11 protein-coding genes are annotated in these 11,577 nt (G+C 62.3%); 3 read left to right on the top strand and 8 right to left on the bottom strand.

What is annotated here, in order from left to right; genetic code table 11:
* Window positions 1-25: 25 nt before the first annotated feature.
* The 7 genes from IWX85_RS17050 to IWX85_RS17020 form a co-directional block, all read right to left on the bottom strand.
* Window positions 26-1,282 (bottom strand): Zn-dependent hydrolase, encoded by a 1,257-nt coding sequence (locus IWX85_RS17050; RefSeq protein WP_036807736.1) that lies wholly within the window; start codon window positions 1,280-1,282, stop codon window positions 26-28.
* A 35-nt stretch (window positions 1,283-1,317) separates the two neighbouring features.
* Window positions 1,318-2,790 carry a M81 family metallopeptidase gene (locus tag IWX85_RS17045; RefSeq protein ID WP_196870514.1) on the bottom strand — a complete coding sequence of 491 codons (1,473 nt, stop codon included), beginning with the start codon at window positions 2,788-2,790 and terminating at the stop codon, window positions 1,318-1,320.
* A 20-nt stretch (window positions 2,791-2,810) separates the two neighbouring features.
* Window positions 2,811-3,512 carry an ABC transporter ATP-binding protein gene (locus IWX85_RS17040; RefSeq protein WP_036807742.1) on the bottom strand — a complete coding sequence of 234 codons (702 nt, stop codon included), beginning with the start codon at window positions 3,510-3,512 and terminating at the stop codon, window positions 2,811-2,813.
* On the bottom strand, window positions 3,509-4,279 hold the full coding sequence (locus IWX85_RS17035) for an ABC transporter ATP-binding protein (protein WP_036807745.1): 771 nt from the start codon (window positions 4,277-4,279) through the stop codon (window positions 3,509-3,511). The genes IWX85_RS17040 and IWX85_RS17035 overlap by 4 nt, the downstream gene beginning before the upstream one ends.
* Window positions 4,276-5,250, bottom strand: coding sequence for a branched-chain amino acid ABC transporter permease (locus IWX85_RS17030; RefSeq protein ID WP_036807748.1), 975 nt, complete (start codon window positions 5,248-5,250; stop codon window positions 4,276-4,278). Before IWX85_RS17030 ends, IWX85_RS17035 begins: the two co-directional genes overlap by 4 nt.
* A 5-nt stretch (window positions 5,251-5,255) precedes the next feature.
* Window positions 5,256-6,116 carry a branched-chain amino acid ABC transporter permease gene (locus tag IWX85_RS17025; protein WP_036807750.1) on the bottom strand — a complete coding sequence of 287 codons (861 nt, stop codon included), beginning with the start codon at window positions 6,114-6,116 and terminating at the stop codon, window positions 5,256-5,258.
* A gap of 116 nt (window positions 6,117-6,232) precedes the next feature.
* The gene (locus IWX85_RS17020; RefSeq protein WP_036807753.1) at window positions 6,233-7,438 is read right to left on the bottom strand and encodes an ABC transporter substrate-binding protein; all 1,206 of its coding nucleotides are present in this window, start codon (window positions 7,436-7,438) and stop codon (window positions 6,233-6,235) included.
* Between the two features lie 323 nt (window positions 7,439-7,761).
* On the opposite strand from IWX85_RS17020, the gene IWX85_RS17015 reads away from it, so the two are divergent.
* On the top strand, window positions 7,762-8,580 hold the full coding sequence (locus IWX85_RS17015) for a FadR/GntR family transcriptional regulator (protein ID WP_036807755.1): 819 nt from the start codon (window positions 7,762-7,764) through the stop codon (window positions 8,578-8,580).
* A gap of 192 nt (window positions 8,581-8,772) precedes the next feature.
* Here the strand turns inward: IWX85_RS17015 and IWX85_RS17010 are convergent, their stop codons facing one another.
* Window positions 8,773-9,048, bottom strand: coding sequence for a YkvA family protein (locus IWX85_RS17010; RefSeq protein ID WP_036807758.1), 276 nt, complete (start codon window positions 9,046-9,048; stop codon window positions 8,773-8,775).
* A 541-nt stretch (window positions 9,049-9,589) separates the two neighbouring features.
* Between IWX85_RS17010 and yghU the strand changes: the two genes are divergently transcribed.
* Together yghU and IWX85_RS17000 are read left to right on the top strand one after the other, a co-directional pair.
* Window positions 9,590-10,477: a glutathione-dependent disulfide-bond oxidoreductase gene (yghU, locus tag IWX85_RS17005; protein WP_036807761.1), complete on the top strand. Its 888-nt coding sequence runs from the start codon at window positions 9,590-9,592 to the stop codon at window positions 10,475-10,477.
* A 40-nt stretch (window positions 10,478-10,517) separates the two neighbouring features.
* Window positions 10,518-11,150, top strand: a complete 633-nt coding sequence (locus IWX85_RS17000; RefSeq protein ID WP_036807765.1) for a glutathione S-transferase family protein — start codon at window positions 10,518-10,520, stop codon at window positions 11,148-11,150.
* The last annotated feature ends 427 nt before the right edge of the window (window positions 11,151-11,577 follow it).

The following is an 11,577-nucleotide window of genomic DNA, read 5'->3' as shown; positions in this document are numbered from 1 at the left end:
GCTGCGCTCGCGATGACGAGAATGTTCAGCCCACGACCCCAGCCCGCTCCAGCATCGCATGCAGCAGCACATTGCACCCCGCCGTGAGGTGTTCGGGCTTGGCGTCTTCGATCTCGTTGTGGCTGATGCCGTCCTTGCAGGGGATGAAGATCATGCCGGACGGCGCCAGATTGGCCATGTACACCGCGTCGTGTCCGGCGCCGGAGACAACCGGCATGTTCGAGTAACCCAGCTTGTGGGCGGCGCGCGCCACGGCATCGACGCAGTCCGGGTGAAACACCTGCGCCGGGTAGCTGGACACTTGCTCGATCTGGATGCCCAAGCCGGACTCTGCGCTGAGACGGGCGGCAAGGGCTTTGACCTCGTCGGCCATCTCATCGACCAATTCATCGGTGCTGTTGCGCAGGTCGATGCTGAACTTCACCCGCCCCGGAATCACGTTGCGGCTGTTTGGAAACACCTGCACCATGCCCACCGTGCCGCGCCCGTGCGGCGGGTGGCGACGCGCTGCCGCCACCACGTCCTGCATCAGCGGGGTGGCGACCTGCAGCGCGTCCTTGCGCAGCGCCATCGGCGTGGGGCCGGCGTGCGCTTCCATGCCGGTCACGGTGCAGTCGAACCAGCGGATGCCCAGCACGCCCTGCACCACGCCGATGGTGGTGTCGTTGTCTTCGAGCACCGGGCCTTGCTCGATGTGGGTTTCAAAATACGCGCCGATCGGGTGGTCGCCGGGCTCCTGCTCGCCGATGTAGCCGATGCGCGCGAGCTCGTCCTTCACTGTTTTGCCTTCGGTGTCGGTGGCGGCGTAGGCGTGCGCCAGCGTGAAGGCCTTGGCGAACACGCCCGAACCCATCATCACCGGCACGAAGCGCGAGCCTTCCTCGTTGGTCCAGAAGGCGACTTCAATCGGCGCTTCGGTCTCGATGCCATGGTCGTTCAGCGTGCGGACGACTTCGATGCCCGCCAGCACGCCGTAGTTGCCGTCGAACTTGCCGCCGGTCGGCTGGGTGTCGATGTGGCTGCCGGTCATGATCGGCGGCAGCGCGTTGTTGCGCCCGGCTCGGCGCATGAAGCCGTTGCCGATCTGGTCGATGGTGATGCGCATGCCGGCATCGATGGCCCAGCCGATGACCAGGTCGCGGCCCTGCTTGTCGAGGTCGGTCAGCGTCAGGCGGCAGACGCCGCCCTTGGGTGTGGCACCAATTTGGGCCAGTTGCATGAGCGAGTCCCAGAGGCGCTCGCCATTGATGCGCAGGCTGTCGATGGTGGTGGCGGTATTCATGGGTGACCTTGTTGGCATCGGCTGAAAATTGACAGTCAGAATTGATCCAGCGGAAACACCGGGTGTTTCACCTGGGCAAATGGAAACAGCGCGTAGTCCGAGCTGGTGACGCCCGGGCTGTCGCACTCGACCAGCGCGTGCGCAAGAGGCTCAAAAACCGGCCGGCAGTACATGCGTGACTTGAGCAACAGGAAGCGGTGCGCGCCAGGGTCCACGCCGACGCACTGAAACACCCCGAGGTCCCAGGGTTCATGGGGGCGTTCGGTGACAACGATCCGGGCGACGCCAATGTCGAGCAGCACGGTGCGGCCCATGCAGCAGCGCTGCCCGGTGTAGATGGGACCTGTCACGGTGTATTCGCCGTCGCTGATGGCGCGCACGGTGCCGCGCACCGGCATGGGCTGCTTGACGATGCCCAACTGGGTCAAGGCAACCTTGTTGCCCAGCGCGATGCTGACCTCGGCGCCAATGCCCGCCTGAACCAGGGCCTGAACCGCCTGGGCGTCGCAGAGCGGGCCCACGGCAATGTCCTGCAGGCCCTGTGACAGCGCTGCCTGCAGCACGTCCATGGTGTCGCAGGTGCCGCCTGACATGCAGTTGTCACTGTGGTCGAGCAGCAGCACCGGCCGACTGGCCCCCACGGCCAGCGCCTGCGCCCGTGCCAGAGAGCTCGCCAGCGGCTCACTGTCGTAGACAAACTGCGCCCGGTCGGCCCAGATCTGCTCGGCAATCCGGTCGGCCACGTCTTGCGCGGCGGCCACTCCTTGCGGCGTGGCCGCGCCGGTCACCACCACGCTGACGCATGGGGCCTCGATGTCAGCCAGGGAAAACCCGGCGAACACCGTCACCGCCGGCACGTCTTCGCATTCCGCGTCACGGGCCGACTGCACCGCGCGCAGCATGGCGCCATTCAGGGTGGTGCTGCGCAGGGTGTGGCTCATGAGGGGCAGTTGGTGCCAGCGCACGGTGTAGCGCGCCTGCCCTTGCAGCATGGCCAGCAGCAGGCGGCCCGCATGCTCGCCGGTTTCGTACATGTCCACATGCGGGTAGGTCTTGAAGCCCACCACCACATCGGCGTTGTCGATGATTTTTTGCGTGATGTTGCCGTGCAGGTCCAGGGCCACCCCGATGGGCACGCCCGGCGCGGCGGCGCGCACGCGTGCCAGCAGGTCGCCTTCGCCGTCGGCACTGTTCTCGGCCACCATGGCGCCATGCAGGTCCAGCAAGATGGCGTCGCATCCGGGCGCAGCGTTCACGATGCGTTCGGTGAGGTCGTCATAGGCCTGCGCCTGCACCGGGCCACTGGGGTTGGCCATGGCAGACACCGGCGTCACCAGCGTGGCGCCGGCGATTTGTGCCAGATCAATGAAGGCTGCCATGGCGGTGCGCATGCCCAGGTTGTCGCGGCAGGCCGCCTCGCCGTAGCTGGGGGCAAAGGCTTCCAGCGGCGTGGGCACGGGCGAGAAGGTGTTGGTCTCGTGGTTGAGCCGGGCAATCAAAATCTTCATGTGTGTGTCTCCATCGAAACTCAAACCAGACCGACACCCAGGTAGCGGTCCTTGACGGCCACATCGGCCAGAAAGGTGGCGTTGTCTGCGCTGTAAACGATCGCGCCCTGCTCAATGATGTAATGCCGGTCGGCCAGCTGGGTGCAGACTTCCAGATTCTGCTCAACCAGCAAGATGGCCACGCCTGCTGCCTTGATTTTCTTGAGCTGCGCCACGATTTCTTCGACGATCACGGGGGCCAGCCCCTCCACCGGCTCGTCCAGCATCAGCAGCTTGGGGTCGTTCATCAAGGCGCGCCCGATGGCCAGCATTTGTTGCTCGCCGCCGGAGAGCTGGGCGCCGCCGTTTTTTCGGCGCTCCTTGAGGCGCGGAAAGATGCGGTACACGTCGTCCAGTTGCCAGGGCGAGCGTTTGCGCTGGCCCAGCAACAGGTTTTCTTCCACCGTCAGCAGTTTGAATATGCCACGGTGTTCCGGCACCAGGCACACCCCCCGCTGGGCAATCACGTGGGGCGCCAAGCCGGTCATCGCCTGCCCGCAAAATCGCACGGCGCCCTGGGTCGGCGGCACCACGCCGACGATGCACTTGAGCGTGGTGGTCTTGCCCGCACCATTGCGCCCCAGCAGCGTCACCAGTTCGCCGTCGTTGACCTGCAAGGTGACGCCCTGCAGCACATGGCTCTTGCCATAGTGGGCGTGGCCGTTTTCCACTTCGAGAATCATGCTTTGCCCCCGGTGATCATGTTGCCCAGGTAGGCGGCACGCACACGGTCGTCGCTGCGAATCTCATGCGGCAGCCCTTCGGCCAGCACGCGGCCTTGCTGCATCACGGTCACGGTGTCGGAAATATCCATCACGATGTTCATGTTGTGCTCGATCAGCACCACGGTGTGCTCGTCGCGCAGGCTCTGGATAAAGCGCTTCATGTCGTCCAGGTCATCGATTCCCATTCCGGACGTGGGCTCGTCCAGAAAAATCGCCTTGGGGCGGGCGGCCAGGGCCATGCCCACCTCCAGCCGGCGTTGTTGCCCGTGCGACAGATTGCCGGCCGGCACGGTGGCAAAGCTCTCCAGCCCCAACTTGGCCAATACGCTGGCCACGGTGTCGGCGCAGGCGCGCGGGCCTTCGGGCTCGTGCCAGCAATTCAGCGCCCTGGCCGGTGCCGTTCCCTGCGCGGCAAGGCGCAGGTTTTCGCGCACCGACAGGCTGGGAAACAGGCTGGTAACCTGAAACGAGCGGGCAATGCCGCGCTGCACCCGGCGGTGATCGGGTTCGTTCGTCACGTCATGCCCGTCGAACAGGATGCGGCCAGCGCTGAGCGTCTTGGTGCCCGTCAGCATATGAAACAGCGTGGTTTTGCCAGCGCCGTTTGGACCAATCACCGAATGCACGGTGTTCGCCCGCACCTTGAGGTTGACACCGCCCAGTGCCGCGAATTTGTCGTAGTATTTTTCGACGCCGATGGCTTCCAGCAAGATGGGCGTGCTCATGCCTGCTCTCCTTTGCTGCGCACAGAACGCCGCTTGCTGAGGACTAAATTGCAGAGCTTTTCACCCAGGCCCCACAGGCCACGCTGCATCCACAGGCTGATGGCGATCAGCACCAGCCCCAGCAGCAGCAGCCAGCGCGGCCACAGGCTGGAGAGCCAATCGCCCAGCAGCAGATAAAAGGCCGATCCCAGCACGGAAGCAAACAGGTTGCCGGTGCCGCCAATGACGGTCATGACCAGAATCATCTCGCTGGTGTGGTATTCGGCGTTGGAGAGCGGCGCGATGCCAATCATCATGGCGTGCAGCGCACCGGCCAGCCCGGTCACCGCGCCAGAGATCACAAAAGCCTGCAGTTTGAGCAGTTTGAGGTTGTAGCCGATGGCACCGGCCCGCTCCTCGTTGTCGCGCACGGCGAGCAGCGTGCGCCCGAAGGTTGACCTGGAGACCTTGAGCAACAACCAGAACGCCACCATGAAGATTGCGGCCACAAAACCATAAAACTGCCATGCCGAGGTAAGCGGCCACAGCACGTGGCCGAAAATCGCAAGGCTGGGCCGCGGAATGTCCAGCAACCCGTTGTCCCCGCCCGTGATGCTGGTCGCGGTGTAGGCCACAAAGTAAAACATCTGCGCAAAGGCCAATGTCAGCATCACGAAATAAGTGCCCTTTTGGCGAATGGCGACCCATCCCACAACCGCCGCGCCCAGCGCCCCGGCCACCACGGCCAGCGTCAACGCGAGCGGCATCGGCAGCGGCCAGCGTGTCAGGGTGAGCGCGATGGTGTAACTCCCCAGGCCAAAGAAGATGCCCTGGCCGAATGACAGCAGCCCGGTGAACCCCAGCAACAGGTTGCACCCCATGGCCGCCAGACCGAAGATCAGGACTTCGCTGGCCAGCGAGCCCGATTCCATCATCAGGGGCATCAGCAGCACGACGGCCAAGGCCAGGAGGAGGTGGGTGTGTTTTCTCATGGTGCTTATTCCTTGCGACCGAGCAGGCCATGCGGACGCAGCAACAGCACGGTTGCCATGGCGATGTAAATCATCAAACGTGCGCCTTCCGGCCACAGCGTGCTCATCACGCTTTGCACCACGCCAATCAGCAGCCCGCCCAACAAGGCGCCGCTGAAACTGCCCATGCCGCCCACCACCACGATCACAAAAGCGACACCCAGGGCCTCAATCCCCATGAAGGGCTCGACCCCCCGGATCGGCGCAGCCAGCACGCCTGCCAAAGCCGCCGTCGCCGCGCCCAATGCAAAAACAAGGCTGAAGATCCGGAACACGTTGATGCCCAGCAACGACACCATTTCAGTCGACTCGCTGCCCGCGCGCACGGCACTCCCCAGCCGCGTGCCTTCCAGCACAAACCACAGCAGCACCGCCAGAACAGCGGTGAAGGCAATGACAAACAACCGGTACTTGGGATAAATGAAGCTGCCCCACATGACCACGCCTTGCAGCAGGTCGGGGACGGCGACGTTGTTGCCCAGCGGCCCCCATTGCAGGATGACCAGTTCCTGAACCACCAGCGCCAGGCCCACCGTGACCACGATATGAAACTCATGGGCCTTGTCGTACACGTGGCGCAGCATCAGCTTCTCGGTCAGCCAGCCAACAGCGCCGACCGCCAGCGGCGACACGAGCAGCGTCCACCAGAAACTCAAGCCCCAGCGCGTGAACTGATAGCAAAAATACGCCCCCAGCAGGTAGAACGCGCCGTGGGCAAAATTCACAAAGCGCAACAAGCCAAACACGATGGACAAGCCAACGGCCAACAAGAAGTACAGCATGCCGATGCCGACCCCGTTGATGATCTGAAGCAGATAAATGTTCATGCGGTGTGGGAGGCAAAAATGAAGCACTTGCGCAGCGCCCGAATGCGCTGCGGGCTAGGGACTCGGGGGCGGGACCCAACGCTGCACGCGCCGCATGGGGTCGCCGTGAAACAGAATCAGGTCCGTTTGCAGCCTGTCTGGTCAATCGGAAGGAAGGATTTTCCGGAACTCAGCACATCCACATAATCATCCTTGTTCTTCATTTTGGCTTTGGCCTTGCCTTTGAGCAGGTAGTAGTTTTTAAGCACCTGATGGTCAGCCTTGCGAATTTCCTCTTCGCCGGTCAAGCCCTGGTATTTCATGCCTTCGAGCGCTGCGATCACCGCTTTTTGATCCACGGAACCGGCCTTGATGATGCCGTCGATGAGCAGCTTGGTGCAGATGTAGGAGCCCGCCAGGCTGTAGTTGGGGTTGGCGCGGAATGTGTCGTTGGCGCGTTTTACCAGATCACGGTTGAGCACGGAATCCACGGTATGCCAGTACTGCGCGCCGAAATAGATGCCTTCGCACAGGTCAGCGCCCAGCGATTCAAACTGCTCCAGGCCGGAGGCCCAGGCCACCAGGATGGTCATGTTCTTGTTCATCCCAAAGCTCACCGCCTGGCGCAAGGTGTCGGCGCACTGAGCGCCAAAGTTCAGCAGCAGCAACACGTCCGGCTTGGCCGCGATGGCGTTGGTGATGTAGCCGCTGAATTCTTTCTCGGCCAGCGAGTGGTAGCTGTTGCCCACATGCTCGATGCCTTTTTCCTTGAAAATATTCTTGGCTGCCGACAGCAAGCCGTCGCCAAACACATACTGCGGTGTGATGGTGTACCAGCGCTTGGCCTTGGGCATGGATTCGATCAGCGGACGCACCGTCTGCTCAACCGCGCCGAAGGTGGGAACGGACCAGCGGAAGGTGGCATCGTTGCAGTCTTGCCCGGTAATTTCATCGGCCCCAGCCGTGGTGATGAAGATGCCGCCGACTTTTTCTGCTTCCTTGCCCATGGCCAGTGCTTCGGAGGACAGGATGCCCCCGGCAAAGAAACGGGCGCCATTTTGCTGGGCGGCCTCCTGAACGCGGCGCACCGCAGTCGCCGGTTTCCCTTCGGTGTCCAGCACGGTGTAGGCCAGCGGTCGCTTGATGGCCGTGCCGTATTGTTCGATGGCCAGCTTCATGCCAAGGTCCGCGTATTTGCCGTTGGCCGCGAAAGCACCGGACATGGGAACAGGACAGGCAAACTGGATAGGACCGGACGACTGGGCAAAGGCAGAGTGCGAAAGACCAAGCGATGCTGGCAATGCGCCCAGTGCGGAAAGCTGTAGAAGTTGACGACGTTTCATGAAGGGACTCCTGTGGTTCAGTGTTGGCGAAAATTGATGGCTGTCAATGCTATGCATAGACTGCTGTCCGCAGGAAGTGTGCCAAGATTCATTGCGGGGAAGGCAACGCGTCAAATGGTGGGCATTGACGCCATGGGAGGACTCCAAGATCCGGATGCATCAATTCCTGTTTATACGTATAAATAGAATAAATAGACCTAGTGCAAACCCGGTGCACCATGTTGTTGCCCCCTTGCGGTGCATACTGCACCCGAGATGCGAGAAGGGCGTTCACACACGCCCGCACATTGGAATTTTGAATTCTTGAACTGAACCAGATACACATGGCAACGACAACTCCGGCGGCACCCCAGCGCAAGATCAATCAACTGAAACGCTCGGATTTGGTGGCTGAAGAAATCAAGCGGCTGATCACCGACAAGAACCTGAGCCCTGGCGACAGGCTTCCCCGCGAGAGCGAGTTGCAGGCCCAGTTTGAAGTCAGCAAAGGCACGATCCGTGAGGCGCTGAAGTCGCTCGAAGTGCAGGGGCTGGTGAAGATTTCGACCGGCCCGGCCGGCGGAGGCACGATCATCGAAGTGACGCTGGACCGGACCTTGCAGTTGCTGCAGAACTACCTGTTCTTCAAGGATGTGACCATTGAAGACATTTACGCCGCACGCCGGCTGCTGGAGCCCGAACTGGCGGCGGGCGCGGTGCCGCATTTGACCGAGGCCGATTTTTCCGCCCTGGAGCACAGCATCGCGTGTTGCGATCCCATATCGAGTCATGAAGACATGCTGAGCCAGCGGCGCGAGGATGTCAATTTTCACGACATTCTGGCCGCCGCAAACCCCAATCCATTCCTGCGGTTCACATGTGAACTCATCAACGAAATGATTCGTCAGCTGATTGTTTTCGGCAACCGCACACCCAGGATCGAGCACCGGCGGTTTGGTGAAGCCAACGCCGACATCCACCGGCAAATCACCTTGGCCGCGCGCGAACAAGATGTGGACAAAGTGCGCGAACTGATGGTTCAGCACATGGCCGAGGCCACCAACCACGTCAAGCGGATGAAGGGACGACTTCAGGGCCGGCTTATTTTGGATGCCGACAGCCTGCGCCGGCTTCGTCCAGCGACCCGGAAGTCCTTGAAATAAGCGTCGAATTGCGCAGGGCACGGCATGCATGCTGCCCTTGCAGCACCAGGATCACGGCGAAAGCATGATTTGCTATTTATTTGATAGCTGTTTGACCAGGCAGGACATGCGCTAAAGTCATATTTTATGCATGTTTCGTGGTCGGGACGACATGCGTACGTTCCACGCGAGGGGCCAAGCCCGGGCGCTGCCTTAGCCCGCGCCCTGCCGGGCTGCCGCCTGCGCAATGTCCGGTGGCAGTCGCTTGAGCAGCCAGCGGATCGCCAATGGCACCAGCACGATGTCATCGAGCATGCCGATCACCGGCAGGAAATCGGGAATCAGGTCGATGGGTGAGAGCAGGTACAGCGCGATCAGGGCCGTGCCCCACTTCAGCCAGGCTGGCGCGTCGGGGTGACGCAGGGCAAACCATAACTGGCGGGCATCGCCGCGCAGCACGGTCCACAGCAGGGTCAGGCGTTTGAACATGTCGGATTCCTTGGGTCATTGGCCCCAGCGGGCCTGTATGCAGACCAGATGGCGCTGGACAGGGCGACTGCAAGGATTTTTCACCGGACGTTACATTGCACGCCTTGAAAGGTCGGCGGCGCTCTGGCGCGTTCAGTGTCTATGCCGCGTTTGGACCGCAGCCACCGGCCAGACAGGCGAGCAGGCGCCAGACAAAAAAAGTTCGGCCACGTCCCTTGCCGGACCCCACTAGCACGGCGAAAACAAGACCACGCCCTGAAGCAGGTCAGCCAATTCCGGGCGGTGCAGCGCGAATGTTCTGCTGGCGATTCACTGCGCCGCCAATGGCCGCCGCATGCGAATTTCCGGCTGTCGCCGGCAGACCCGTCTGAAGAGGCATCTACAACCTCTGGCGGCGTTGGCGACACAGGAATTTCAAACTTTCGAAGCTGGGACGGCGCACCTCGGCCGCAGGGATCAGTGTTCAACTGGCGGCGATCCGCGTACCATGCGGCTGAAACCCTCGCCCCGCACGCTTCAACCCCGACAAACATCTTCTGCCATGGACAACTCCTCTTCTTCCCCTTCCTCCTACACGCCGCCCAAGGTCTGGTCTCATGTCATGGAAAGCGGTGGCCGCTTCGCCGGCATCAATCGCCCGACTGCCGGCCCGACCCATGAAAAAGAACTGCCGGTCGGGCGCCATCCGCTGCAACTCTATTCGCTGGGCACGCCCAACGGCGTCAAGGTGACGGTGATGCTCGAAGAACTGCTCGCAGCCGGGCATGGTGGCGCAGAGTACGACGCCTGGCTGATCCGCATCCAGGACGGCGACCAGTTCGGCAGCGGCTTTGTCTCGGCCAATCCAAACTCCAAGATCCCGGCGCTGGTGGACCGCAGCGGACCGACGCCCATCAGGGTGTTCGAGTCAGGCGCGATCCTGATGTATCTTGCCGAAAAGTTCGGCGCCTTCCTGCCCGCAGAAGGCGCCGCGCGCGCCGAATGCCTGTCGTGGCTGTTCTGGCAGATGGGCAGTGCGCCTTTCCTGGGCGGGGGGTTCGGTCACTTCTATGCCTACGCGCCGACCAAGATCGAGTACGCGATCGATCGGTACGCAATGGAAGTGAAGCGCCAGCTCGACGTGCTCGACCGTCGCCTGGCCGAGAGTCCCTATCTGGCCGGAGACGAGTACACCATTGCCGACATGGCGGTGTGGCCTTGGTATGGCACGCTTGCCAAGGGGCAACTGTATGAAGCGGGTGAATTCCTGCAGGTTCAGGCCTACACCCATGTGCTGCGCTGGACCAACCAGATTGCCCAGCGCCCCGCCGTGCGGCGCGGTCGCATGGTCAACCGCACCATGGGCGAGCCCTCGAGCCAGTTGCACGAACGCCATGACGCCAGCGACTTTGACACCCAGACCCAGGACAAGCTGTCCGCGCCGATGTGATGCCCGGCTTGATGCCCTGACCTGTCAACCCAATCCCACCATGATCACTCTTTACGACTGCGCCACTGCACCCAGCCCGCGCCGCGCACGCATCCTGCTCGCTGAAAAAGGCGTTGCCCACGAGACGGTCCAGGTGGACCTGAAAAATTCCGAGCAACTGCGCAGCGCCTTCCAACACATCAATCCGCAGTGCACCGTGCCAGCGCTGCGCACCGACGAGGGAAGCGTGCTGACCGACAACGCGGCAATCACCGCCTATCTGGAGGCCCGTTACCCCGAGCCGCCGCTGCTGGGCATCACCCCCCAGGAAAAAGCGCAAATTGCAAGCTGGAACTGGCGCGTCGAGTTCGAAGGGCTGATGGCCGTCGCCGAAGCACTGCGCAACAGCGCGCCGGCCATGGCCAACCGTGCGCTGCCCGGGCAGATGGACTACCCGCAGATTCCCGAACTGGCGCAGCGCGGCCTGGCCAGGCTGCAACAGTTCCTTGTCATGCTCGACGAACGCCTGGCTGACCGCAACTTCATCGCCACCGACCGTTTCAGCGTGGCCGACATCACGGCGGCAGTCGCGGTTGACTTTGCACGCGTGGTGAGAATCAAGCCTGGTGAACAGCACCCCCACCTTCAGCGCTGGCGGGCGGCAATGGCCCAGCGCCCGTCGATGACGCTTTAGGCAAGAAAGCGCGCTACCTTCAGCCGGATGGCCGCAGCCGAGTCACCGTGACCGCATCGCGCTTTCGGCAGCACAAAGTCCGCATCGCAGCCCGGGCCGTGTCAAGCGGGGTGAAGCCTCTCCAGGCGATGGAACCCGCAAAGCCTGTGCAGGGTGGCCGTTTTCATGCTGAATCGGCCTCTGGCGCTTGGTGCGCCAGTGCTGCGTGCTGTTAAAAAAATAGTGATTGCGGGTTGGATGGAAATCTGGCCCTCAATACACGGCAATCAATCAGGATTTGTCGCGAACGACCGGAATGCAGCGATTTGGGCCATGGGTTTGTCTCCCGTGACTGGCGCAATCCGGCCATCACTGTTCGCGGGTGCGTCCGCGCCGGCTGACAGGACGCTGTTCCGCCACCCCGTTCAGCCCGGAAGAGGGTCGGCGC

The organism is Polaromonas sp. CG_9.11, assembly GCF_015752225.1.
In the GTDB taxonomy this organism is placed as follows: Bacteria; Pseudomonadota; Gammaproteobacteria; order Burkholderiales; family Burkholderiaceae_C; genus Polaromonas.
The sequence above is the reverse complement of the archived record's forward strand: the minus strand, read 5'-3'. Positions and strand labels throughout refer to the sequence as shown.